This is a genomic window from Flavobacterium sp. FG68 (assembly GCF_057808895.1).
This window is the reverse complement of record NZ_JBMDIY010000008.1, coordinates 21,799-48,041: the sequence shown is the minus strand read 5'-3', so window position 1 is coordinate 48,041 and position 26,243 is coordinate 21,799. Positions and strand designations below refer to the sequence as shown.

The 26,243-nt window shown below is 34.9% G+C and carries 19 protein-coding genes; all 19 read left to right on the top strand.

Annotated features, from left to right (window positions below; genetic code table 11):
- The first annotated feature begins 85 nt into the window (after nt 1–85).
- The 19 genes from ACODSB_RS07060 to ACODSB_RS06970 all read left to right on the top strand — a co-directional run bounded on the left by ACODSB_RS07060 (nt 86) and on the right by ACODSB_RS06970 (nt 26,205).
- Complete coding sequence (locus ACODSB_RS07060) at nt 86–994, top strand: sugar phosphate nucleotidyltransferase (RefSeq protein WP_053473962.1); 909 nt, start codon at nt 86–88, stop codon at nt 992–994.
- 1 nt (nt 995) lies between these two features.
- Nucleotides 996–2,099: a phosphotransferase enzyme family protein gene (locus ACODSB_RS07055; protein ID WP_488936515.1), complete on the top strand. Its 1,104-nt coding sequence runs from the start codon at nt 996–998 to the stop codon at nt 2,097–2,099.
- 5 nt (nt 2,100–2,104) lie between these two features.
- Nucleotides 2,105–3,031, top strand: coding sequence for an NAD-dependent epimerase/dehydratase family protein (locus ACODSB_RS07050; RefSeq protein WP_488936514.1), 927 nt, complete (start codon nt 2,105–2,107; stop codon nt 3,029–3,031).
- A gap of 216 nt (nt 3,032–3,247) precedes the next feature.
- Complete coding sequence (locus ACODSB_RS07045) at nt 3,248–4,621, top strand: sugar MFS transporter (RefSeq protein ID WP_488936513.1); 1,374 nt, start codon at nt 3,248–3,250, stop codon at nt 4,619–4,621.
- A 355-nt stretch (nt 4,622–4,976) separates the two neighbouring features.
- Nucleotides 4,977–6,905, top strand: coding sequence for a glucosamine-6-phosphate deaminase (nagB, locus tag ACODSB_RS07040; protein WP_488936512.1), 1,929 nt, complete (start codon nt 4,977–4,979; stop codon nt 6,903–6,905).
- A 226-nt stretch (nt 6,906–7,131) separates the two neighbouring features.
- On the top strand, nt 7,132–8,514 hold the full coding sequence (glmM, locus tag ACODSB_RS07035; protein WP_488936511.1) for a phosphoglucosamine mutase: 1,383 nt from the start codon (nt 7,132–7,134) through the stop codon (nt 8,512–8,514).
- Nucleotides 8,515–9,137: 623 nt separating this feature from the next.
- Nucleotides 9,138–12,386 (top strand): SusC/RagA family TonB-linked outer membrane protein, encoded by a 3,249-nt coding sequence (locus ACODSB_RS07030; protein WP_488936510.1) that lies wholly within the window; start codon nt 9,138–9,140, stop codon nt 12,384–12,386.
- Between the two features lie 10 nt (nt 12,387–12,396).
- Entirely contained in the window at nt 12,397–13,869 is a 1,473-nt protein-coding gene (locus ACODSB_RS07025) for a RagB/SusD family nutrient uptake outer membrane protein (protein WP_180858135.1), read from the top strand.
- Nucleotides 13,870–13,934: 65 nt separating this feature from the next.
- Nucleotides 13,935–15,305, top strand: coding sequence for a DUF4832 domain-containing protein (locus ACODSB_RS07020; protein ID WP_488936509.1), 1,371 nt, complete (start codon nt 13,935–13,937; stop codon nt 15,303–15,305).
- 26 nt (nt 15,306–15,331) lie between these two features.
- Nucleotides 15,332–16,207 (top strand): PKD domain-containing protein, encoded by an 876-nt coding sequence (locus ACODSB_RS07015; protein WP_488936508.1) that lies wholly within the window; start codon nt 15,332–15,334, stop codon nt 16,205–16,207.
- A 282-nt stretch (nt 16,208–16,489) separates the two neighbouring features.
- On the top strand, nt 16,490–17,587 hold the full coding sequence (locus ACODSB_RS07010) for an acyltransferase family protein (protein WP_488936507.1): 1,098 nt from the start codon (nt 16,490–16,492) through the stop codon (nt 17,585–17,587).
- 56 nt (nt 17,588–17,643) lie between these two features.
- Nucleotides 17,644–19,014 carry a Gfo/Idh/MocA family protein gene (locus ACODSB_RS07005; RefSeq protein ID WP_488936506.1) on the top strand — a complete coding sequence of 457 codons (1,371 nt, stop codon included), beginning with the start codon at nt 17,644–17,646 and terminating at the stop codon, nt 19,012–19,014.
- Between the two features lie 206 nt (nt 19,015–19,220).
- On the top strand, nt 19,221–19,823 hold the full coding sequence (locus ACODSB_RS07000; protein WP_488936505.1) for a TetR/AcrR family transcriptional regulator: 603 nt from the start codon (nt 19,221–19,223) through the stop codon (nt 19,821–19,823).
- Between the two features lie 64 nt (nt 19,824–19,887).
- On the top strand, nt 19,888–21,153 hold the full coding sequence (locus ACODSB_RS06995; protein ID WP_488936504.1) for a TolC family protein: 1,266 nt from the start codon (nt 19,888–19,890) through the stop codon (nt 21,151–21,153).
- 7 nt (nt 21,154–21,160) lie between these two features.
- Nucleotides 21,161–22,060, top strand: a complete 900-nt coding sequence (locus ACODSB_RS06990; protein ID WP_488936503.1) for an HlyD family secretion protein — start codon at nt 21,161–21,163, stop codon at nt 22,058–22,060.
- Nucleotides 22,060–22,968 carry an ABC transporter ATP-binding protein gene (locus ACODSB_RS06985; protein ID WP_488936502.1) on the top strand — a complete coding sequence of 303 codons (909 nt, stop codon included), beginning with the start codon at nt 22,060–22,062 and terminating at the stop codon, nt 22,966–22,968. Before ACODSB_RS06990 ends, ACODSB_RS06985 begins: the two co-directional genes overlap by 1 nt.
- A 77-nt stretch (nt 22,969–23,045) precedes the next feature.
- Complete coding sequence (locus tag ACODSB_RS06980) at nt 23,046–23,786, top strand: ABC transporter ATP-binding protein (RefSeq protein ID WP_180858153.1); 741 nt, start codon at nt 23,046–23,048, stop codon at nt 23,784–23,786.
- A gap of 197 nt (nt 23,787–23,983) precedes the next feature.
- Complete coding sequence (locus tag ACODSB_RS06975; protein WP_488936501.1) at nt 23,984–25,090, top strand: ABC transporter permease; 1,107 nt, start codon at nt 23,984–23,986, stop codon at nt 25,088–25,090.
- The gene (locus ACODSB_RS06970) at nt 25,087–26,205 is read left to right on the top strand and encodes an ABC transporter permease (protein WP_488936500.1); all 1,119 of its coding nucleotides are present in this window, start codon (nt 25,087–25,089) and stop codon (nt 26,203–26,205) included. Before ACODSB_RS06975 ends, ACODSB_RS06970 begins: the two co-directional genes overlap by 4 nt.
- Nucleotides 26,206–26,243 lie beyond the last annotated feature (38 nt).

The window sequence follows — 26,243 nt, the reverse complement described above, 5'->3', positions numbered from 1 at the left end:
ATAATCGCTTTGTCAGAATCATTTTGAAAAGCCGAAAAACGACCAAAAACCTTAAAAATAATAACCAACTAATAATACTATTTAAATGAGCAAAAGTAAACCTACTCTCGTGATCCTGGCGGCAGGTATTGGAAGTCGATATGGAGGATTAAAACAGTTAGATACATTTACGCCCGAAGGAGATACCATTATGGATTTTTCGATATATGATGCATTGCAGGCAGGTTTTGGAAAATTTGTATTTATTATAAGTAAAAACATCGAAGAAGAGTGTAAAGAGATATTCAATAAAAAATTAGAAGGAAAAGCTGAGGTAGGATATGTTTTTCAGGAAATTGAAAATGTACCGCCGCAATACTTAAATCCCGAAAGAAAAAAGCCGTGGGGAACGGGACACGCACTTTTAATGGCAAAAGATGAAGTAACCGAAAATTTCGCCATCATAAACGCCGATGATTTTTACGGAAAAGAAGCTTTTGAAATCATGGCAAAAGCCTTGACTGAATTAGATAAAGAATCATACAATTTTAATATGATGGCATATCTTTTAAAAAATACCGTTTCAGATCATGGCTTTGTTTCCAGAGGTGAATGTCAGGTTGATGAAAATAATTACTTGACGGATGTTACAGAACGTACGCATATCGAAAAAATAGACGGGAAATTAATGCGTAAAGACGATAACGGAGCATTTATTCCTATTGATGAAAATACAATCGTTTCTATGAATTTTTGGGGCTTTACACCAAAATGTTTTGAATTTGGAGGTGCACTTTTTGAGCAATTCCTAAAAGAAAACGAACACGATTTAAAAGCCGAGTTTTTTATTACATCTGTCGTAAATGAGATTTTAAAATCAGATAATGCGTCTGTCGAAGTACTTCAGTCCAATGCAAAATGGTTTGGAGTAACCTATAAAGAGGATAAAGAAATAGTAAAAAAAGAAATTGAAAAGTTAAGAGCGCAAAAAGTTTATCCAACAAATCTTTGGTAATATGACAGCCGAACAACTAAAATTTATATTCGAACAGTTTGACCATATCGAGGTTTTTAAAACCTTCGAAGAACTGTCTTCCGGTCATATTAATGACACGTATTTACTAACGACTCAAAGTGGTAAACAATTTATTTTACAGCGTATTAACGAAGGTGTTTTTAAAGATGTTCCGGGATTAATTGCCAATAAAGTAAGCGTTAGTAAACATTTACAGAAAAAATTAAAAAATTTATCTGAAGCTGAATTAAAGCGCAGGGTTTTAACTTTTATCGGAACAAAAAAAGGCATTTTTTATTATCAGGACAAAGATGGAAATTTCTGGAATGTAATGGTTTATATAGAAGGAAGTTTAACTTTTGAAACCGTAAACAATGAAGAAATTGCTTATGAAGGCGGAAAACTTTTCGGAGAATTTTTAAATCTTACCAGCGATTTTGATGCCAGAAAATTGACAGAAGTAATTCCGAATTTTCATAACATGGCGTTTCGTTATTCGCAGTTTGATACTGCTTTAAAAGAAGCTTCAGAACAAAGAATTGAGCAGGCAAAAATCTTAATTCAAAATGTTCAGGATTTAAAAGAAGAAATGCACATTCTTCAAAATCTAAAAGACGCTAAAAAAATAAAACTTAGAGTTACGCACAACGATACAAAAATCTCCAACGCACTTTTTGACCAAAATAAAAAAGGACTTTGTGTGATTGATACAGATACCGTTATGCCGGGAATTATTCATTATGATTTTGGAGACGCAATAAGAACAATCTGCAACACAGCAGCCGAAGACGAACAAAATCTTGATTTGGTAAACTTCAATTTAGAGTTTTATAAAGCGTATGTAAAAGGCTTTTTAGAAAAGACAAATTCATCGCTTTCGACATTGGAAATAAGATATTTACCGCTTGGAGCCAAAACAATGACTTTTATAATGGCGCTTCGTTTTTTAACCGATTTTCTAAATGATGATGTGTATTATAAAACAGAATATCCCGAACATAATTTAGATCGTTCCAAAAATCAATTTAAGTTAATTGAAAGCCTTACCGAACAATTCAGGGAAATGGAAGATTATAATTTGAATTTCATTGGATCATTAAAATAAAAAAGATGAAAAAATATGTTATTACCGGAGGTGCCGGTTTTATAGGAAGCCATATTGCAGAACATTTATCGAATCAAGGACAACAAGTTTTGATACTTGATAGTCTTAGAACGGGATTCGAACATAACCTAAACGGATTAAATGTTGAATTTGTAAAAGGCGACATTCGCGACGAAAATTTGGTTAATGAAGTAATAAACGGAGCAAGTGGTGTTTTTCATTTGGCAGCTTTAGTGAGCGTTCCCGAATCTCTTTTAAAAATTAAAGAATGTATTGAAATCAATACGATTGGAACCATTAATATTCTTGAAGCTGCAAAAAATAATATAGATTGCAAAGTCGTATTATCAACATCGGCAGCGAATTATGGAAACAATCCCGTTTTACCAAAAGTAGAAACCATGTTTCCTGAACCCATGACGCCTTACGCAATTACGAAATTGGATGGCGAATATTACTTAAAAATGTATTTAGACCAATATCAGGTTCCAACGGCTTCTTTAAGATATTTCAATGTTTTTGGCCCGCGTCAAAATCCAGAATCGGCTTATGCGGCGGCAGTTCCAATTTTTATCAATAAAGCACTTCAAAACGAACCGATAACCATTTATGGAGACGGATCGCAAACCAGAGATTTTATTTATGTTAAAGATGTTGTAAAAGCTAATATTCTCGCTTCGCAAAAAGGAAGCGAAACTTATAATGTTGCTTTAGGACACAGTACTTCGGTTTTAGAATTAGCCGAAAAAATTATAAAAATCACCAATTCTAAATCGCAGATTAAATTTTTAGACGAAAGACCCGGCGATATCAAACACTCCAAAGCCAATCCTGAAAAATTCAATCAGTTAGGTTTTAAACCAGAATACACAATTGATCAGGCATTAGAAGAAACTATTCTTTTTTACCATCAGGAATTAGTAAGCAAATAATTTTTAGACCGAAATATAATTAACCAATAGCAATGCAATATTTAAACACATAGAAACATAGGTTTAAATGTGTATAAAAAAGAATACTAAAGAAACAAGTTCCACACATTGCTATGTTTATTTGAATAAGTGAATGTCTTTTTTAAACCGCCCAAATCTATGTTTCTATGTGTTAAAAATTACTAACAAAGAACAAACCAAACAAAAACCAAAAATATGTCACAAATCGATCTTACCTTAAAAAAAGAGCAAAACAGCACTTTGATTCCAATGGTTATTTTAACCTCTTTGTTTTTTATTTTTGGATTCGTAACCTGGTTAAACGGGCCGCTGATTCCATTTTTTAAATTAGCGTGTGAACTAACCGAATCACAATCGTATTTTGTGACGTTTGCCTTTTATATTGCCTATTTTGTAATGGCTATTCCGTCTTCATTTTTAATCGAAAAAGTAGGTTACAAAAACGGAATTTCATTAGGATTAGGCGTGATTGCTGTTGGGGCACTTTTATTTTATCCCGCGGCAGCATCAAGAACTTTTGGATTTTTCCTAATCGCATTATTTGTAATGGGAACCGGCTTAGCCGTTTTGCAAACAGCAGCAAATCCGTATGTCGTCGTAATTGGTCCGCGCGAAAGTGCCGCAGCCAGAATCAGCGTTTTAGGAATTGCCAATAAACTGGCAGGTTTTCTGGCTCCGTTATTATTGACTTCTTTGGTTTTATCTAATATTGGAGATTATTCTGCCGATAAAATTGCCGTTATGACTTCCGTTCAAAAAGAAAGTGCTTTAGATGCGTTGGCTTTGCAATTACAAACTCCGTATATTTATATGGCAGTGATTATGGTGGTTTTGGCCGTTTTGGTGAAATTTTCTCCGCTTCCGGAAATCAATTTAGACGATGAAGGACAAGTAGAACATTTAAGCATTTTCAAACAAATAAAACAAGCATTCAAGCATCCGCAACTGGTTTTTGGCGTAATTACTTTAATGGTTTACATCGCCGCAGAAGTTCTGGCCGGAGATTCCATCGGCGGATTCGGAAAACAATTGGGAGTTTATGGCGAAAGCGGTTCTTTTTACCTAAAACTGACTTCTTTCACAATGACTTTTATGGTTATAGGATATATTCTGGGAATTACATTGATTCCAAAGTACGTTTCGCAGGTTTCCGCCTTAAAAGTATCCGGATTTTTAGGACTTATTTTGGTTGCATTAATCGTAATACTTTCTCCAAAAATTATGGTTCAGTTACCGGGAATTCCACAATTGCCTGTAATAATTATTTTGGTTGCCTTATTAGGTTTAGCAAATGCACTTTGCTGGCCGGCGATTTGGCCAATGGCGCTTCAGGATTTAGGCGGATATACAAAAATTGGCGGCGCAATTCTAATTATGGGAATTATTGGCGGTGCCGTTTTCCCGTTATTTTATGGACTTCTTGCCGATACAATCAACACCTCAAATACAGCTGCAGGAATTACCGAAACAGCAAAAAGTGGCAATCAATTAGCGTATTTAATATTATTACCAGCCTATTTAATGATTGTGTTTTTTGCTTTCAAAGGGCATAAATACAGGAAATGGTAAATAACCCAAAGTAGGGTCATTGCGAGAAACGAAGCAACCGCACTAAAAAACTCGACAAAGATGAGTAAGTAGAACTTCGACAAAGTTTCACCACAACGTTTGTCATTTCGAGGAACGAGAAATCGCACACGTAATTCGACAAAGATTGACGACTTACTTTGCAGAGTTTCTAGTGCGATCTCTCCTTCGTCTAGATGACAAGATTGCGTAGAACTTAAAATAAATAAAAACATTTCATTTCAACATAAAAAGGCGCTCAAATACCCAAATTTGAAGTGCTCCAGCTCAACTCATGCCTTTTTTAACCAAAAGACATTCAAAAAATTAAATCAAAAACATATTAAAAATATCCACAATGTTAAAAAGTAAAATAGACAAAGCAACCGGTTTTGAAAAACGCTTCGAAAACATCAACACCGTTGTTTTTGAAAATTCAGGTGAAGCTTCAAAAGCCGTTGCACAGGAAATTGCAGCTTTAATTCAATCGAAACAAAAAGAAAACAAACCTTGTATTTTAGGTTTAGCAACAGGTTCTTCTCCAAAAGGACTTTATGCAGAACTGGTAAGACTTCACAAAGAAGAAGGATTGAGTTTTAAAAATGTAATTAGTTTCAACTTGGATGAATATTACCCAATGGAACCTAACTCAATCAACAGCTACGTTCGTTTTATGAAAGAACTTTTGTTTGATCACGTTGATATTTTACCTGAAAACGCGCATGTTCCAGACGGACTTTTAACAAAAGAACAAATTGCAGATTACTGCCACGAATACGAAGCTAAAATTGAAGCTTTAGGCGGAATCGATTTGCAGATTCTGGGAATTGGAGGAAACGGACATATTGGTTTTAACGAATCGGGTTCACTTCAAAACTCAAAAACAAGATTAGTGGCACTGGATCATATTACAAGAGTTGTCGCAAGTAAAGATTTCTTCGGATTAAACAATACGCCAAGAACAGCCATTACACTTGGAGTTAAAAAAATCATGGAAGCCAAAAGAGTTATTTTACTGGCTTGGGGAGAAGGAAAAGCAAACATCGTAAAAAGATCTGTTGAAGATGAAGTTACAAACCGAGTTCCGGCTTCATTTTTACAGGAACATGACGACGCAGTTTTTATTTTAGATAAAGAAGCTTCTTCAAAATTAACAAGAATCAACAAACCGTGGCTGGTAGAAAAAATCGTTTGGACAGATAAACTAACCAGAAAAGCAGTTTTAGGTTTAGCACTTGATCTTAAAAAACCAATTTTAATGCTTACCGATGCCGATTATATCGAAAACGGAATGAGCGATTTATTGGCAGATTCTGGTCCGGCATACGACATCAATATTAAAATCTTCAATAAACTTCAAAATACTATTACGGGCTGGCCGGGAGGAAAACCAAATGCGGAAGATACCAATCGTCCTGAAAGAGCTGAACCAGCAAAAAAACGTGTTTTGATTTTTAGTCCGCATCCTGATGATGATATCATTAGTATGGGAGGAACATTTATGCGTCTGCAGGAGCAGGGACATGAAGTTCATGTGGCGTACCAGACTTCTGGAAATATCGCTGTCGCGGATGATGAAGCGTTACGTTTTGCAAGATTCGTAATTGATTACAATGAAAAATTTAACATTAAAAGCGAAGAAGCAGATAACATTTATAAAAAAGCACAAACGTTTTTAGAGAATAAAAAGAACAGTGAAATTGATATTCCCGAAGTAAGATACATCAAAGGTTTAATCAGAAAAGGTGAGGCAAGAGCGACAAGCCATTTTGTAGGTTTGACTGATGATCAGATTTATTTTATGGAACTTCCGTTCTATGAAACCGGAACTATTGAAAAGAAACCAATTGGACAAGAAGATATTCAATTGACAATGGATTTGATTGAAAAAATCAAACCGCATCAAATCTATGCTGCAGGAGATTTAGCAGATCCGCACGGAACGCATAAAGTTTGTCTGGATGCGATTTTTGAAGCTGTAAAAGCTTTAAAACCAAAACCATTCATGAATGATTGCTGGTTGTGGTTATACAGAGGAGCTTGGCAGGAATGGGGAATCGACGAAGTTGAAATGGCAGTGCCGATGAGCCCAGACCAGGTTTTAGCAAAACGCCACGGAATCTTCAAACACCAATCTCAAAAAGACGGTGTTGTTTTCCAGGGAACAGATTCAAGAGAGTTCTGGCAGAGAGCCGAAGACAGAAACCGAGAAACCGCACAAGTCTACCAACAAATGGGACTTTCAAGCTACGCAGCAATGGAGGCTTTTGTGAGATGGCACTTTTAAGTTGCTAAGGTTCTGAGATGCTAAGATTCTAAGTTTAATAAAATGAGATTAGTTTTTGCCACAGATTAAAAGGATTTTCACAGATTTTATTATTCTGTTTTTTCACAAATTAAATTCGTGATAATTCGTGCAATTGCTTCGCCTGTTCGCTATCGCTCGAGTCGTGGCAAAAAAATCATTTTAATCCTTTTAATCTGTGGCTAAAAACTAAAATAATAAATAAAAAATGGCTTTAATAAAATCAATTTCAGGAATAAGAGGTACAATTGGCGGGGTTGTCAATGAAAATTTGACTCCGGTAAATGCGGTCAAATTTGCTGCAGCTTACGGAATGTGGCTTAAAAGTGAAAACTCAAATCAATCATTAACCGTAATTATAGGGAGAGACGCCCGAATTTCGGGAGAAATGATTAGTAATCTGGTTTCGAATACGCTTACGGGTTTAGGAATTAATGTGGTTGATATTGGTTTATCAACAACGCCAACTGTTGAGGTTGCCGTAACATTAGATAAAGTAGATGGCGGAATCATCATCACGGCAAGTCATAATCCAAAACAATGGAACGCTCTAAAATTATTAAACAATAAAGGAGAATTTTTAAATGCCGAGGCAGGAGAAAAAATCCTGAAAATCGCAGAAGATGAAAATTTTCTTTTTGCAGAAGTTGATGATTTAGGCAAATATGAAAAGAAAGAAGGTTACATCGAAAAACACATTGACGAAGTTTTAAAATTAGCTTTAGTTGATGTTGAAGCAATCAAAAGCGCCAACTTCAAAGTAGTTGTTGATGCTGTTAATTCTACGGGCGGAATTGCAATTCCGAGTTTACTGGAAAAATTAGGAGTTGAATGCATCAAATTATATTGTGAACCAAACGGACATTTTCCGCATAATCCGGAGCCTTTAAAAGAACATTTGACAGATATTTCAGAATTGGTCGTAACAGAAAAAGCTGATTTCGGAATAGTGGTTGATCCAGATGTAGATCGCCTGGCGATTATTTGCGAAGATGGTTCGATGTTTGGCGAAGAATACACTTTAGTCGCTTGCGCCGATTATGTTTTAGGAAAAACAAAAGGCGATACGGTTTCTAATTTATCATCTTCAAGAGCATTACGAGACATTACTTTAAAGCATGGCGGAAAATATCAGGCAAGTGCCGTTGGAGAAGTAAATGTTGTGGAATTAATGAAAAGTGCAAATGCCATTATTGGAGGAGAAGGCAACGGTGGAATTATTTATCCGTCATCACATTACGGGAGAGATTCATTAGTTGGAACGGCGTTGTTTTTATCGCATTTGGCAAAGGAAAAAGTTTCATGTAAAACGCTTCGCGAAAGTTATCCGGATTATTATATGAGCAAAAGTAAAATTGAGTTAACACCGGAAATTAATGTCGATGAAATTTTGGAAAAAATCACTCAAAAATTCAAAAATGAAAACCCAAATTGTATTGATGGAGTTAAAATAGATTTTGACGAAGAATGGGTGCATTTGAGAAAATCAAATACAGAACCAATCATTAGAATTTATACCGAAAGTAAGTCACAGAAAAATGCAGATGAACTGGCAGAAAAATTCATCTCTGTCATTAAAGAATTACTGTGAAATAATAGTTCAAAAATTGATTTTGGCTTAAATAAAAATTTTATTCTAAATCGAATATAGTGCTGATTTTAAAATAATAAAAAAATCATTTAACTGCGATTTTTAATTAAATGGATATCAAAATAAATGATTTGGTTTTCGATTGATAATAAAATTTTTTAGACAATTTTTTAAATTCTTACAAGATAAATATTTGAAAATGATAAGAATTTAATAATACTTTTTCTAAAAAATGTGCTCGAAAACACTTTTTTTATGTGCACGAACACATTTTTTCGATTTTGCCATTGTTTATTAAAAAATATTATTTAGTTTAGCCATAGTTAAGTCAAAAAACAGCTTTTTTTTATCCATTTTTTTAAGCTTAAAAATCAATTTTAAAACTCAAAAAAGGACTTCCTAAAAAATAAATAAGCAGCTGATTATTAAAAGAAAAAAAATAAAATAAGAATATCAATTAAGAAAAATAACCAAACGAAAACAAAAACAAAAAACAGACAAAAATTATGAATTCAAAAAAAACATAACCGACCCATTTCGCTTTGTGTTTGAAAAAGCCTTAACCAATTTTTACTCACGCAAAGTTTGCTTTTCACATTAACCATTAAACTAACCAGAATAATATGAAAAAAAGTAACAAGTTACTATACAGTAACTATCAAGAAATAAAATTTAATTTAAAGACATTACTCACGGTCTTATTTCTGATAGTTTCTGTTTTTAAAGTAAGCGCGGTTTCTTCTACAGAAGATGGGAAGAAATCAGAAATTATAAATAAAGAGTCAGAAGCAGATATAACAATTAAAGGTACTGTCTTAGATGAATTAGGACAGCCAATGATTGGTGTTACCATTTTGCCGAAAGGATCATCAAGAGGAACAACCACTGATTTTGACGGAAGTTATACAATAGTAGTTCCTGCCGCTACAGAAGCGCTTTTGTTTTCGTATGTAGGTTACGAAACGAAAGAAGTGGCAATTGCCGGACAAACCACAATTAAAGTCTCATTAGTACCATCGTCAAAAAGTTTAAATGAGGTTATTATTGTAGGTTACGGAACACAGAAAAAGAAAAATGTATTAGGAGCAATGTCTTCTGTAAAAGGAGAAACGCTTACTTTATCTTCAGCGCCTTCAGTCTTAACAGCACTTCAGGGAAAAGTGGCGGGTTTGCAAATCGTACAAAACAGCGCCCAGCCAGGTGGTGGATTTAATATCCAGATTCGTGGTGCGGGTTCTATTAATGCAAGCAACGATCCTTTAGTTGTTATTGATGGATTTCCGGTTACAAATTTACAACAGCCGGGAACAGGAAACCGTTATGATGGTGGTACGCAGAGTATCTTAAACTCATTTAACCCAAATGATATCGAATCTATAGAGGTTTTAAAAGATGCCAGTGCTTCTGCAATTTATGGTGCAAGAGCTGCAAATGGTGTCATTATGATTACGACCAAAAAAGGAAAAGAAGGAGATGTAAGAGTTGATTATTCTGGTTCTTATTCGTATCAAAAATACAATGATAGTTATGAGGTGCTGGATTTGCAGGAATGGATGCAGCTAAGAAATGACGCTGCCAGAGAAAACTGGGAATTTATTAATAAAGTATATCCATATTCTCCAAAAACATTGGAAGAAGCAAATGCTGCTCCTGTTAACGGAATTCCGTTTAAAAGATTCTACTCTGACGAGCAGATTAGAAATGCCGGAAAAGGAACAGACTGGCTTGGACTAGTGACCAGAGACGGAATGGTTCAGCAAAATAACCTTTCTATACGAGGCGGAACAAAATCGACTAAATATTTTTTATCAGGAAACTTATTCAATCAGGAAGGGATTGTTAAAAATTCAGGATTAAAAAGAAGTACGGTTCATTTTAGTATTGATCAAAAACTAACTGATTATGTGACTTTTGGAATGAACATGACTAAAAGCCGAATCAAAAATCAAAACTCACAATTAGGCGGTGATCAATTTGAAAATTCAGGAATTATAAGATCTGCTATACAGCAAAGTCCAAATATTGAAGCAATTGATGAATTTGGTAATTATCCAATTAACCCGGATAATGCTTTAGAACCAAATCCATACTCATTGTTAACAATTACAGACGAAGGAGTAATAGACAGAACACTGACCAATTTTTATGCAGAAATAAAACCATTAAAAGGTCTTACTGCAAGAGTTCAGGCAGGTTTTGATCAGGGCGAGACAAGCAGAGGTAATTATTTGCCAAGAACGACATTGTATGGGCAATTAGAAAATGGTAAAGCAACTTTCAATACACAAAAAAAGAATGATGATTTATTAGATGTTATATTAACCTATAATACAAAAATTGGAGACGACAACTCTTTTACTTTTATGGCAGGTTATTCTCAGTCAACCTACAGAAATGAAAGAGCATCCTTAGGAAACAGTAATTTTATCACAGATGCTTTTTTATGGCATAATATGAATGCGGGAGCAGGAACAAAATTAACTACATCATCAAAAAATGAAGATAGTTACCGTTCGTATTTTTCAAGAGTAAACTACTCTTATAAAGACAAATACCTGTTAACTTCTACCATCCGTCGTGACGGAGTAAGTTTCTTTGCAGCAAATAAAAAATATGCTTTGTTTCCATCAATTTCGGTGGGTTGGGATGTGTCGCAAGAACCATTCATGAAAGGTATTACAGATTATGTATCACAACTTAAACTGCGATTTGGCTATGGTTCCGTAGGTAATTCTGCCGGACTTTCTAAAGGGGCATTTTATGCACAGCCAGCTTATTTAAACTCAGATGAATCAATTTGGACTGGAGTATTTGCCAGCAGATTAGAAAATCCTGATTTGAAATGGGAAACAACGACAGAAAAGAATTTTGGTGTTGATTTTGAATTATTAAACAGAAGAATTTCAGGTTCGGTAGAGGTATATGAAAGAGTAGTTTCTGATTTATTAATGGAAAAACCTATTAATAGTTATCATGAAATCAATACCGTTTGGGCAAATATAGGCAGTACACAAACTAAAGGTGTTGAGGTTACTTTAACCTCGAAAAATATCGATACTCAGGATTTTAAATGGAATACAACTTTTACATATTCACAATATAAAACGAATTGGAAAGAAAGAGCTCCAGACTGGAAACCTTCAGTATATATGAGTTACAATGATCCGGTACGTGCACAATACAGCCAGATTGCAGATGGTATTATGCAGATTGGAGAAGTAGTTCCGGCACAGCCAGATTTATATCCGGGACAAATTAAAATAAAAGATCTTAACGGTTTCGTTAGAGATGCATCAGGAAATCCGGTTACAGATGAAAAAGGAGTGTTTTTAAGAACTGGAGCACCAGACGGAAAAATTGACGAAGCTGATACTGTTTTACTGGGCTCGGCAGATCCTGATTTTTCTGCGGGTTTAAGCAATACAATTATCTGGAAAAACTTTCAATTGAATTTTGTATTTAATGGAATGTTTGGACGAAAAATTGTGGATCAAACCGATTTTACTTATGGTGTAACTGCAGTAGGAGTAGCACAAAATGGAAGAAATGCATTAAGAAGTGTTTACGACAGATGGACACCGGATAATCCAACAAACACACGTCCGGGTTCACACTTTGGATATACACAATATGGTTCAGGTGATTTCTTTATGCAGAATGCTTCGTTTGTTCGTTTACAAAGCGTATCGCTAAGCTATAATTTTCCGCAAAGATGGTTTGGTAAATACATGCAGGGAGCTGCCATTAGACTTGATGGACAAAACCTTTTTACTATTACAAAATATGATGGTATAGATCCTGAAACAGATGGTTATGCAGCAGCATATCCAAATGTAAAAACATACACAGTAGGAATTGATCTTAAGTTTTAATCAAAAAGACATGAAAAATTTAAAAAATTATACAATAGTTTTACTATTACTAGTTTTCTCAGGATGTAATGAAGATATTGAGTCTATCAATTACGATGAGATTAATCCGAGTATATTTCCTAAATCGGAGGCTGATGTTCAGGCAATAGTAGCTTCTGCATACTATCCGTTAAGAGGTTCTTACGGAAACGGTATTCATTCTACTTCAGAAAACGGATTAATGTTTATACTTGATGCCACGACAGAAATTCTTCAGGGACCTTATGGTGTACAGCAGGAAGCATCATTACACAGCTACAAAGCCAGTTCTACATCTTTTACAAGATTTTATGATGTGTTTTACAACAAAATAAGCAGTATGACTTTGAGTATAGACAGAATACAAAATGCCAATGTAAACGAGCTGGTTAAGAAAAATGCTATTGCCGAAATTAAATGTGCAAGAGGATTATTAGCCTATGAACTTTTTGATTTATATGGACCGCTTGTTGTAGCGCCTCTTGAGATTCTTAAAAGTCCTTTGAACGAAGTGCCTTTGGCCAGACTTTCAAATGCAGAAATGGTAAGCTTTATTGAAAAAGACCTTAAAGAAGCCGCAGCAGATTTAAAAGCTCCGGGCGACACACCATACGGAAGATTCAGCAACGGAATGGCAAGAATGGTTCTGATAAGATTATATCTGCATGAAAAAAGATGGGCAGATGTTGAAGAACAAGCTAATGCAATCATGGCAATGAACTACTACGGATTAGACGCAGATTATGTTGGATTATGGGATGTTAAACCTCCTGTTAACAGCAAAGAAGTAATTTGGGCAGTTCCGGCAGATTATGCAGGAACAAGTGAAAACCAATGGCAGTTAATGGTATTGCCGGCTAATTACCCTGAACGCGGTGGTTATGGAACTATCCAAAGTTCATGGAAATTTTATGATTCTTTTGAAGCAACAGACATACGTAAAACGGCACTTATTGCCGAGTTTACAGGAACAGATGGTGTAACGTACAACAGAGCAAATCCTGCGAACTATATGCAGTTAGGGCCAATTCCATTGAAAATTCATCCGGATGCAGCCAGAACAACCGCTTTAACAACAGTAGATATTGTGGTATATCGTTATGCAGATGTAATATTATCAAAAGCAGAAGCATTGGTAAACAAAACCGGAACGCCAACACAAGAAGCAATTGATTTGGTAAACATCGTGAGAAAAAGAGCTAAAATCAGTGAAATTCAATTAGCTAATTATAATACACTTGCCAAATTCAATGATATGATTCTTTTAGAAAGATCACACGAATACTGGTGCGAAAACGGGCAATATCGTTCAGACTTAATCAGACACGGAAAATTTACAGAACATGCTCTTGACTTAAACGGTGCAGCAAGTCAAAGTGCTCCATACAAAGCGTTGTTCCCATTTTCTTTAGACAGAATAAGTGAAGGAAAAGGTAAATTTATTCAGAACCCTGGATATAATTAATTAGAAGACGGCTATCACAATTGGTGAAGGAATAAAATAAATCAGATAATTTAATTATACAAAAAATGAAAAATTTACTAATGTTAATCTGCCTTTTTCTTAATGTCGCGTCAAGCTGTCAAAGCGATGGCGGTGACAAAAACGAAGGAGGCGAACAAGTAAACGGAGTTGAAAAAGTAACTTACACCGCTTCAAACGAAGTTTTTACCAATCCGGAGCGTGGATTTATGCATTCGTGGCAGGTAAATTCAGAAGGAGCAGCAATGACAGCAGCCTCTTTAAATAATCTGAAAAAAGAAAATGTAAGCCTTATTCTGCGTTTGTATTATTTGGAAAAGTTTAAAACTTCGGCTTTAAGCCAAACACAATTAGATCTTATCAAAACCGATTTTACACGTTTGAGAGAATCAGGTTTAAAATGTGTTTTACGTTTTGCGTATACAGATGCACAAGATGGTTCAGATGCTTCTGTGGCAGTTATCTCTGGACATTTAGATCAGTTGAAACCAATTTTGGAAGAAAACAAAGATGTAATTGCTTTTGTTCAGGCAGGATTTGTTGGAGCTTGGGGAGAATGGTATTATACTACAAACCAGCTTACAACGCCGGCAAACAAAAAACTGATTATAGACAAACTTTTAGCCTCTTTTCCAAAAGAAGTAAAAATTCAGTTAAGAACTCCAAAAATCAAACAAGACTATGTTGCAACTACAATTGCAATGGACGCGAACGTTGGTTACGGAACTTCAAATACAGCTCGTTTAGGATTTCATAATGACTGTTTCATGGCAAGTGTAGACGATTACGGAACATACATAGATATCACTTCCGAAAAAACATACATAAGCAACGAAGCACTTTATGTACCAACAGGAGGAGAAACTTGTCCGCCCGTAGATGTGCCAATCGCAAGCTGCAGCATTGCCGAAAAAGAAATGACAATGTTAAAATGGACGTATTTAAACCTAGATTATTACGGTCCGGTTTTACAGGAATGGAGAAACAACAACTGCTTTACAGATTTTGAAAGAAAACTGGGTTACAGACTTTCATTAGCATCGTCAAGCCTAAAAAAAGAAGCAACTTTAAATGGAACTCTAGAGTTTGAAGCATTGCTGAATAATGGTGGTTTTGCTCCGGTTTACAATCCAAAAAATGCTTATTTAATTTTAAGAGCAGCTTCTGGCGGAACGGTTTATAAGAAAAAATTAAACTTCGATGTTAGAAAAGTAGTGCCAAGAGTAACGTACGATTTAAAAGAATCGGTGAGCTTATCCGGAATTCCGGCAGGAACTTATGAATTGTTATTAAAAATAGAAGACAGTTCAACAAAACTAGTTGACAGACCAGATTATTGTATTCGTTTTGCGAATACAGGAGTTTGGGAAGCAGCAACTGGATTCAATAAATTATCACAAACGGTTATCATTAAATAGTTATTAAAACATTTAAATTAAAAACCATGAAAAAAATAAAACTAACCAAATACATAACATTGCTTGTTGCTTTGTTATTGCTAACGGCTTGTTCGAGCGATAATGCTTCGTCAGACGATTCGGCAACAAAACCAACCGCAGATTTCTCATTTACAAATGACGGAAGCACGTTTACCTTTACCAATCTTTCTACAAACGGTACAAAGTACAGATGGGATTTTGGAGATTTATATTATACATCTGGAGAAAAAGATCCGGTTTATACCTATAAAATTGGAGGAGAAATCAGAGTTTCTTTGACCGTAACTAACGATAAAGGAGAAGAAGCTTTTATTACAAAAACCATTACTGCGCCAAGAATTATAATTATCGACATTAAAATCGACGGAAAATTTACAGATTGGGATGATGTTGCCGTAACAGATCAAAATACATCAGGAAACGGTTCAATCCAAAAAATTAAAATCTGGGCTGGAGGTCCAAATGTTAATGTGTATTTAGAAGGAAACAAAAAAATGCTGATGGAACTGGTTGATATGTACATAAATACCGATGGAAATACCCAAACAGGATTTTTACACAGCAATTGGGCACAAGGTTCAGGAGCCGAATTTTTATTCGAAGGTCCGGTAGTAACTAACGGCTGGGGGCAATTCTACAACCACACCGATCCAAACGGAGGCTGGGGATGGGCTGGAATTGCAGGTTCTGGAGCAAATTTAAAAGCGTCACCAATTGTGAGTTTAAATGACACCACAAATGCGATGGAATTCAGCATCCCAAAATCACAGTTAGGAACATTAGGAAGTTCAATAGGTATTGCCATTACCGAAATGAATGGAGGATGGGGATTAGTTGCCAACTTCCCGGAAGCGCCTAAGTTCTCTACATTACAATTGTAGTTTGTCATCGATAGCCGGTCAAAATGTGCCATTTGGCGAAGAGTTTTTTGGAGATTAATTTTTTAAACCAAATGGCATAAGCTATCGAGTAAATATAAATTAGCTCTGTTGAGCGCAATTTTTTTAACACATAGAAACATAGATTTTAAGGCTTAACCAGAGATCTAAATAAAATCAGGATTTTTCGCATAGTTCTATGTTTGTTTAAACAAGTGAAACGCCTTTACCCATTAAAAAAAGACTATGTTCCTATGTGTTAAAACAATTTTTAAAAAGAAGTAAATGACTAAAACAATTGCCAATAACCGATTAATGTCTGTAGACGTACTGCGAGGATTTGATCTTTTGATGATTATAGTGGCAGACCGATTTTTCTATAATTTGAATACAGCGGCAAATACCAGTTTAACAAAAACACTGGCCGACCAGTTCGAACATCCTGAATGGATTGGTTTTCATTTGTATGATGTCATAATGCCCTTATTTTTATTTGTTGTAGGCGTTGTAATTCCGTTTTCTTTAGGAAACAGAAGCAAAGAAACGTATTCAGATTTTAAATTATACAGACACATTTTAAAACGATTTGTAGTACTGTTTATATTAGGATGGATCGTGCAGGGAAATCTTCTTGAACTGAATATTTCAAAGTTTCACATCTTTAGTAATACACTTCAGGCTATTGCAGTTGGATATTTATTTTCATGTATTGCCTATTTAAATTTGTCAAGAAAAGGAAGATACATCTTCTTTGTAGTTTGTCTCGTTTTGTATGCCGTATTATTAGCAATTCCGAGTTATTTTGGTCACAATTTCGAATTATTACCAGAAAAAAATCTTCCCATATTTATCGATCAGCAGGTTTTCGGGCAGTTTTATGATCAAACACAGTATTCCTGGCTTTTAACAGGTTTAGGATTTACAGCCACAACATTATCAGGATTGTTTGCCGGAGAATTGCTTTTATCTTCTCTTTCAAGAAAAAAAATAGCACAATATCTTTTATTAATCGGAGTAACCGCAATTATCCTTTCATTAATAATTGGTATCTGGCATCCCATCATCAAAAAAATATGGACAAGTTCATTTGTAATTTTTTCATCAGGAATCAGCTTTGTTTTATTAGCATTATTCTATTGGCTTGTCGACGTTCAGGGTTATACAAAATGGGCTTATCCGTTTAGAGTAATTGGTTTAAACGCCATCGCCGCTTATGTTGGATCGCATGTTTTTAATTTCTCTTTAATCGCCAAACAAATTTTCTTTGGTTTTGAGCAATTTACAGGAGCATATTATGACGCCTTTTGCGATTTAGCCGGATTCGGAATTCTTTATTTCATACTTTGGTACATGCATAAAAACAAAACCTATATAAAAGTGTAATAAACAAAATGTTACAAATAAAACGTTCAAACAAAAATATCACTAAAATAAAAAAAATGAAAAGTTTAAGATTTTTACTAATAGCATTTTTGCTATTCAAAGTCTGCGACACATCCGCGCAGCTTATTAAAACAAAAGCACCAAAAAGAGACAAAGGACAAACAGATGTTTTGCGTTTAGCCACACTGGCAATTCCGCACGTTCGTGTAGCAGTTATTGGTCTGGGAATGCGCGGTACGGGTGCCGTAGGACGTATTCCGCATGTTCCCGGAGTAGAAATTGTAGCCTTATGCGATATGCTCGAAGAAAGAACAAAAGCAGCAAACGATACTTTGGCTAAACTTGGAGCCCCAAAAGCACAGGAATTTTTTGGAGAAGATGCCTGGAAAAAAGTAACAAAATTAGACAACGTTGATTTAGTTTATATTGTAACCGATTGGAAACACCACGCAAATATTGCCGTGCAAGCCATGAAAGATGGAAAGCATGTAGCTGTAGAAGTTCCCGGAGCTTTAACCATGAACGAAATCTGGGATATAATTGATACTTCAGAAAAAACACGTAAACACTGTATGATGCTGGAAAACTGTGTGTATGATTTCTTCGAATTAACAACATTAAACATGGCACAACAAGGCGTATTCGGAGAAATTCTTCATGCAGAAGGTTCTTATATTCACGGACTTCAGCCATATTGGGGAAATTACTGGAACAACTGGAGAATGGATTACAACCGTAAACACAGAGGTGATATTTACCCAACTCACGGAATGGGTCCGGCTTGTTTGGCATTAAATATTCATAGAGGTGATAAAATGAATTTTCTCGTTTCTATGGATACAAAAGCAGTTGGAAATCCGGCTTTTATAAAAGAAAAAACAGGCGAAGTTGTTACAGATTTCAGAAATGGAGATCACACCATGACGATGATTCGTACCGAAATGGGAAAAACAATTCAGATTCAGCATGATGTTACAAGTCCAAGACCTTATAGCAGAATGTATCAATTATCCGGAACGAAAGGATTTGCTAATAAATATCCGGTAGAAGGTTATGCAATCGATGCAAAAGAAGTTGGAGCAGAAATTTCTAAAAACTATCAAAATCTTAATGCCGAAGAATATGTTTCGGAAGATGTGAAAAAGATTTTAATGGAAAAATATAAAAACCCAATCGTAAAAGATATCGAAGAACTGGCTAAAAAAGTCGGCGGCCACGGCGGAATGGATTTTATTATGGATTACAGAATGTTTTATTGTCTGCAAAAAGGACTTCCGCTGGATATGGATGTTTACGATTTAGCCGAATGGTCTTGTTTAAGTCCATTAACAGAAATCTCTTTAGACCATAATTCAGCTCCGGTAGAAATCCCGGATTTTACCCGCGGAAGCTGGAAAAAACTAAATACAGTTGAATTTTCGAAATAAACTAAAATACTTTTTAGTGAGCATTTAGTTTTTATTGTTAATATTTGTTAGTTATCTACAATGCCTGTAAATCCACAATTTGCAGGCATTTTTTGTATAAATGATTCAATGACTTATTATTAGGTTAAAAATATTTTTTAATCATTTGATTAAATCTATTGTTTAATTAAAAAACATTTATATATTTGCCAAACATTTACAAAATTATGACCCCAAAAAACAAAGACGCAAGTACCGAAGAAAAGATAAAAGAAGCAGCAAGAATAGTATTTACCCAAAAGGGATATTCTGCCACGCGTACTCGTGATATTGCCGAAGAAGCAGGAATTAATCTGGCGCTTTTAAATTATTATTTCAGAAGTAAAGAAAAACTTTTTGAATTGGTAATGTCAGAGAAAGTGGCAAAATTATTTGGTGTAATTGCACCCATAGTGAATGGTGATACAACTTCAATAGAAGAAAAAGTAACGTTGATAGCCGATAATTATATCACGATGTTACTTCAAAATCCAGGTTTGCCTTTATTTGTTTTAAGCGAAATAAGAAATAATCCCGAACATTTTGGGAATAAAGTACAAGCTGGAAAATTATTGACCGAATCCATTTTTGTAAAACAATTGAAAGAAAGAAAACCGGATATTAATCCGCTGCATTTTATGATCAATCTATTATCAATGTGTATTTTTCCTTTTATAGCAAAACCGGTTTTAGAATCAGCCGGAGTTATGACACCAAGTCAAATGAATGATTTTGCAGAAGAAAGAAAAACATTGATTGTACAATGGTTTAAAGCTATGATGAACTCCTAGCTATTTTTTTGGACTAAATTTAATCAAATGATTAAAACGAAATATTAAAATTAAATAATTGAATATGAAAAGGTTATTAGTAGTTATGCTGGTTTTTGTGCCCGTATTTCATTTTTATGCACAGCAAAATGACAAGTTATTACGACTGCAGGATTGTTACACATTAGCAGAAGAAAATTATCCGTTATCTAAAAAACGAGATTTAATTGCCAAAAGCGGCGAATTCACAATCGATAATATTGCCAAAGGATATTATCCCAAATTCGACATTTTTGGTCAGGCAACCTATCAGTCAGATGTCACAAAGCTGCCAGTTAGTCTTCCGGGCGTTGAGGTTCCCATTTTAAATAAAGATCAGTATCGTGCTTACGCAGAAGTAAATCAACTGCTTTATGACGGAGGAAATTTAAAACAGCAGAAAGAAGTTGCAGCAAAACAAACCAAAGTTTCAGAACAGCAGCTTCAGGTTGATTTGTATGCTGTAAAACAAAAAGTGACCGAACTTTATTTTGGAATTTTAGTTTTTGATGAGCAGCTGCATCAAAACGATTTACTGAAAAATGATATTAATATCGGAATCAAAACCGTTCAGGCGCAATTAAATAACGGAACAGCATACAGAAGCAGTTTAGATTTGCTTAAAGCAGAGTATCTAAAAGCCGACCAAACCGCAATTGGAATTCGCAACTACAAAAAAGCCTATTTAGATATGCTGGGTCTTTTTATCAATTCAGAATTATCTCCAAACACAAAATTAGAAACGCCTGAAAATATTGTCAATTCAATTGAAATAAATCGCCCTGAATTACAGCTTTTTAAATACAGAAATGAAAGTCTGGAATTAGGTAAAAAAGCAGTTGATATTGCAAATCTTCCTAAGTTCAATTTCTTCGTGCAGGGCGGTTACGGAAATCCTGGACTTAATATGCTCGAAGTGGGCTGGAAATCCTATTACATTGGCGGAGTACGATTAAACTGGTCTTTAACGGGACTTTATACAGATAAAAAACAAAAACAAATTATCGACATTAATAAACAGCAGCTCGAAGTCGACAAAGAAGTTTTTCTTTTCAATACCAATCAATCCATAAAACAGCAAAGTGCAGAAATAACAAAACTCGAAGAATATCTGGTTTCTGATAATGAAATTATAACACTGAGAAACAATGTCAAAAAAGCCGCATTGGCACAATTAGACAATGGCGTAATTGATTCTAGCGATTATCTGCGAGAAGTAAACGAAGAAAACGCAGCAACGCAAAACAAAATTATTCATGAAACAGATTTGCTTTTAGCAAAATACAGACAAAAATTAATAACCGGTAATTAAGCATAAAATGAAAAAAATAGCATTTATATTAATAGCAGCAACAGCAATATCATGTTCTGATAATAAGAACGAATTTGATGCAACAGGAACTTTTGAAGCAGTAGAAACTATTATTCCGGCAGAAGCAAGCGGTATAATCAAAGAATTAAAAGTTGAAGAAGGGAATATTTTAAAAGAAAACCAAGTCGTAGGTTTTATTGATACCATACAGCTTTCGCTGAAAAAAGATCAGCTTTTGGCACAAATTAAAGCAACGCAAAGTAAAAAACCAGATATTAATTCGCAGTTAGATGTTTACAGAGAAGAATTAAAACAAGCAAAATTAGATCAGCAGCGTATGCAGAATCTGGTAAAAGCCGATGCCGCAACGAGAAAACAACTAGATGACGCAACGACAAAAGTTTCGGTTATTCAAAAACAAATTACTGCTTTACAAACGCAGCTTAATATTAGCACAACAGGAATTGACGATGAAACCCAAACCTTAAAAGTTCAGATAAGTCAAATTCAGGATCAGCTGGCTAAATCGAAAATTGTCAATAAAACCAACGGAACAGTTTTGACAAAATATGCTGAAGTAGGAGAGATGGCGACCATTGGTAAACCGCTTTATAAAATCGCCGATTTATCAACAATCAACTTAAGAGTTTATATTACCGGAGATCAATTGCCGGGCGTAAAATTAAACGACAATGTAAAAGTTTTTGTAGACGATACAAACAAAACTTATAAAGAATACAGCGGTGTGGTTGAATGGATTAGCGATAAAGCGGAGTTTACGCCAAAAACAATTCAAACAAAAGACGAACGCGCCAATTTGGTTTACGCCGTTAAAGTAAGAGTTAAAAATGATGGTTATTTGAAAATTGGAATGTATGGCGAAATTAAACTCAAACTTTCAAAATAATGGAATCCGTTGTTGTAAAAAATATTGTCAAAACCTACGGAAAAGAAAAAAAAGTTGCCGTAAATGATGTTTCATTTTCAGTAAACAAAGGTGAGCTTTTTGGATTAATTGGCCCGGACGGCGCAGGAAAAACCAGTATTTTCAGAATACTGACTACGGTTTTACTGGCAGATAGCGGTTCGGCTTCGATTGATGGATTGGATGTGGTAAAAGATTTTAAATCTATCAGAAATACAATTGGTTATATGCCGGGGAAATTTTCTTTGTATCAGGATTTAACGGTTGAAGAAAACCTGAATTTTTTCGCCACATTATTCGGAACTACAATTAAGGAAAATTACAATTTGATCAAAGATATTTATGTTCAGATTGAACCTTTTAAAACCCGAAGAGCAGGAAAATTATCCGGAGGAATGAAACAAAAACTGGCCTTATGCTGTGCCTTAATTCATAAACCCAATGTTTTGTTTCTGGACGAACCTACAACCGGAGTTGATCCTGTTTCCAGAAAGGAATTTTGGGAAATGCTCCAAAAACTGAAAAAACAGGATATTACGATTATTGTTTCGACACCATACATGGATGAAGCCAATCTTTGCGATCGAATTGCATTGATTCAGGACGGAAAAATTCTTTCAATCGACAGTCCGAAAAATATAATCCAGAATTATCCAGATGCACTTTTTGCCGTAAAAGCAGCTAATATGTATGAGCTTTTGAAAGCTTTGGCAATATATCCAAATCGGTTAATGAGTTATGCTTTTGGAGAATTTGCTCATTTTTCTTTCAAAGAAAACCCAGACAAAGCAGATTTATTACAGTTTTTGGAAACAAAAGGAATTAAAAATATAGAAATAAAAGAAGCTGCCGTTACGATTGAAGACAGTTTTATTAAGCTCTTAAGTTAAAATATTGCCAGGCTTAGAACTTTGTCAAAGTTTCAAACTTTGACAAAGTTTACACCAATGGTTTAAAACCAATTTTTATGAACGAGAAAGTAATTTCGTGCAAAGCATTAACCAAACGATTTGGAGATTTTACTGCCGTAGATGCCATCACTTTTGAAGTGGAAAAAGGAGAAATTTTCGGATTTCTCGGCGCAAATGGTGCAGGTAAAACAACAGCCATGAGAATGCTTTGCGGTTTATCGAACCCAACATCCGGCGAAGCAAAAATTGCAGGTTTTGATATTTATAAAGAAACCGAGAAAATAAAGAAAAGTATAGGATATATGAGCCAGAAGTTCTCGTTGTACGATGATTTGACGGTTCAGGAAAACATTACCTTTTTTGCCGGAATTTATGGTTTAAGTGATAAAGCGATCAAAGAAAACAGTGCCGCACTTTTGAAACAATTAGGAATGGAAGATCAGGCAGACAAAAGAGTAAGTTCACTTCCGTTAGGATGGAAACAAAAACTGGCTTTTTCAACCGCAATTATTCATAAACCAGAAATTGTATTTCTGGACGAACCAACAGGCGGTGTCGATCCAGTAACGCGCCGACAATTTTGGGATTTGATTTACGAAGCATCGGGAAACGGAATTACCATTTTTGTAACCACACATTATATGGACGAAGCCGAATATTGTAACCGGGTTTCGATAATGGTCGACGGAAAAGTAGAAGCACTCGATACGCCAACAAACCTAAAAAAACAATTTAGCGTAACCACAATGGATGAGGTATTTTATCATCTTGCCAGAGAAGCCAAACGCGGAGAATAGCTATTCGTCCTGCAAGGTTTTCAAAACCTTGTAGGTATTAAGAATAGACCATATTCTAAATGAATTCCATCCTGCAAGGTTTCCAAAACCTTGTAGGTCTAAGTATAATGTGCACCAAATAATAGCATACCTACAAGGTTTTGAAAACCTTGCAGGAGAAGATAAAGTTCGAAAAAAAAAAGAAAAATAATCCGAATATGAAACAATTTCTAACATTTGTAAAAAAAGAATTTTTGCACGTACTGCGTGACAAGAAAACACTGCTGATTCTCTTTGGAATGCCGGTAGTGCAGATTCTTATTTTTGGTTTTGCTTTAACCAATGAAGTAAAAAACTCCCAAATAGTGGTCGTTGATTATGCCAAAGATATTGCTTCACAAGAAATCATTACTAAAATAGAAGCAAGCCGTTATTTTGAAATTAGAAAAAGCCTTACCGGAAGCAAAGAATTGGAAGCCGCCTTTAGAACCGGTGAAATAAAAATGGCAGTGATATTTCCGGAAGGATTTAATAACCAGCTTTTACATCAAAATAAAGCACAGATTCAAGTTTTGGCAGATGCATCAGATCCAAATAATGCGACAACTTTAACCAATTATGTTACGTCGATTATAAACGATTATCAGGCAGATTTGAATAAGGAAAATGCAGTGCCGTTGCAAATAAAACCAGAAGTAAAAATGCTATACAATCCGCAGTTAAAAGGCGCGCCAAATTTTGTTCCCGGCGTTATGGCTTTGGTTTTAATGTTAGTCTGCGTAATGATGACGGCAATTGCTATTGTAAAAGAAAAAGAAACCGGAACCATGGAAATTCTTTTGGTTTCACCATTTAAACCTTTAATGGTTATACTTTCAAAAGCAGTTCCGTATCTTTTACTTTCAATGGTAAATGTAGTTTCGATATTATTATTGAGCGTATTTGTGCTCGATTTACCCATTGCAGGAAACATACTTTTACTTTTTGCAGAAAGCACCTTGTTTATCATAACTTGTTTGACTTTAGGAATATTTATTTCGGTTAAAACAGATTCGCAGCAAACCGCCATGTTGATTTCATTACTCGGAATGCTTTTGCCAACCTTACTTTTCAGCGGATTTATGTTTCCTATCGAAAATATGCCTTTGCCTTTGCAATGGTTTTCGAATGTTGTGCCTTCAAAATGGTATTACATTATTGTAAAAGGAATCATGATAAAAGGATTAGGATTTTCCTATGTATGGAAAGAAACTTTAATCCTGTTCGGAATCACCATTTTCTTATTGATTGTAAGTCTTAAAAGCTTTAAAATACGTTTATCATGAGAATCATCAAATTTTTACTCATCAAAGAGTTCAAACAAATATTTCGTAATCGCGCCATTTTAGCCGTGATTATGGTAATGCCCGTTATGCAGCTTATTATTTTGCCGCTTGCCGCCAATTATGAAATCAAAAATATCAATCTGGCTGTGGTGGACAACGACCGATCTGATTATTCAAGAGATTTAATTAATCAGGTTGTAGCTTCGGGTTATTTCAAACTGAGAACGTATAACGATTCGTATAAACAAGCGTTCACACAATTAGAAGAAGACAATGCCGATTTAATTCTGGAAATTCCACATGGATTTGAAGAAGATCTTATTAAAGAAAATAAGCAGCAGCTTTTTATTGGAGTAAACGCCATTAACGGAACAAAAGCCGGATTAGGTGCCGGTTATATCAGCGATATTATTAGAGAATACAATAACGGATTGCGGAAAAAACTAAATGTTCCCACAAGTTTTAATGCTATGCCGATAATCGAAATTACATCATCAAACTGGTATAATCCGCATTTAAATTACCAATTGTATATGGTTCCGGGAATTCTCGCTATTTTGGTAACACTTGTTGGCGGATTTCTTTCGGCGTTAAATATTGTAAAAGAAAAAGAAGCCGGAACAATCGAACAGATTAATGTTTCTCCGGTCAAAAAATACCATTTTATTTTAGGGAAATTAATTCCGTTCTGGATTCTCGGCAATGTAGTTTTTACATTGGGATTATTAGTCGGCTGGATTTTTTACGGAATAATTCCAGTCGGAAATCTTTTGGTTTTATACGCTTTTATCGCCGTTTATTTACTCGCCATTTTAGGTTTCGGATTATTGGTTTCCACCATCTGCGACACACAGCAGCAAGCCATGCTTATCATGTTCTTTTTTGTAATGATTTTTGTTTTAATGGGCGGTTTGTTTACACCAATTGACAGTATGCCGGATTGGGCAAAAACCGTTTCAAAATTCAACCCCATAAGTTATTTTATTGATGTAATGAGAATGGTTGTCATAAAAGGAAGCGATTTTAGAGATATTCAAAAACACATTTTGGTGATTATAGGTTTTGCTATTGTTTTGAATACTGCCGCCGTTTTAAATTATCGAAAAACATCTTAAATAAATTAAAAACTAAAGCCTTGATTTTTAATAGTCAA

Coding starts and splice junctions, on each gene's coding strand:
- ACODSB_RS07060 (WP_053473962.1), top strand. CDS start 86: ATGAGCAAAAGTAAACCTACTCTCGTGATCCTGGCGGCAGGTATTGGA.
- ACODSB_RS07055 (WP_488936515.1), top strand. CDS start 996: ATGACAGCCGAACAACTAAAATTTATATTCGAACAGTTTGACCATATC.
- ACODSB_RS07050 (WP_488936514.1), top strand. CDS start 2,105: ATGAAAAAATATGTTATTACCGGAGGTGCCGGTTTTATAGGAAGCCAT.
- ACODSB_RS07045 (WP_488936513.1), top strand. CDS start 3,248: ATGTCACAAATCGATCTTACCTTAAAAAAAGAGCAAAACAGCACTTTG.
- nagB (WP_488936512.1), top strand. CDS start 4,977: ATGTTAAAAAGTAAAATAGACAAAGCAACCGGTTTTGAAAAACGCTTC.
- glmM (WP_488936511.1), top strand. CDS start 7,132: ATGGCTTTAATAAAATCAATTTCAGGAATAAGAGGTACAATTGGCGGG.
- ACODSB_RS07030 (WP_488936510.1), top strand. CDS start 9,138: ATGAAAAAAAGTAACAAGTTACTATACAGTAACTATCAAGAAATAAAA.
- ACODSB_RS07025 (WP_180858135.1), top strand. CDS start 12,397: ATGAAAAATTTAAAAAATTATACAATAGTTTTACTATTACTAGTTTTC.
- ACODSB_RS07020 (WP_488936509.1), top strand. CDS start 13,935: ATGAAAAATTTACTAATGTTAATCTGCCTTTTTCTTAATGTCGCGTCA.
- ACODSB_RS07015 (WP_488936508.1), top strand. CDS start 15,332: ATGAAAAAAATAAAACTAACCAAATACATAACATTGCTTGTTGCTTTG.
- ACODSB_RS07010 (WP_488936507.1), top strand. CDS start 16,490: ATGACTAAAACAATTGCCAATAACCGATTAATGTCTGTAGACGTACTG.
- ACODSB_RS07005 (WP_488936506.1), top strand. CDS start 17,644: ATGAAAAGTTTAAGATTTTTACTAATAGCATTTTTGCTATTCAAAGTC.
- ACODSB_RS07000 (WP_488936505.1), top strand. CDS start 19,221: ATGACCCCAAAAAACAAAGACGCAAGTACCGAAGAAAAGATAAAAGAA.
- ACODSB_RS06995 (WP_488936504.1), top strand. CDS start 19,888: ATGAAAAGGTTATTAGTAGTTATGCTGGTTTTTGTGCCCGTATTTCAT.
- ACODSB_RS06990 (WP_488936503.1), top strand. CDS start 21,161: ATGAAAAAAATAGCATTTATATTAATAGCAGCAACAGCAATATCATGT.
- ACODSB_RS06985 (WP_488936502.1), top strand. CDS start 22,060: ATGGAATCCGTTGTTGTAAAAAATATTGTCAAAACCTACGGAAAAGAA.
- ACODSB_RS06980 (WP_180858153.1), top strand. CDS start 23,046: ATGAACGAGAAAGTAATTTCGTGCAAAGCATTAACCAAACGATTTGGA.
- ACODSB_RS06975 (WP_488936501.1), top strand. CDS start 23,984: ATGAAACAATTTCTAACATTTGTAAAAAAAGAATTTTTGCACGTACTG.
- ACODSB_RS06970 (WP_488936500.1), top strand. CDS start 25,087: ATGAGAATCATCAAATTTTTACTCATCAAAGAGTTCAAACAAATATTT.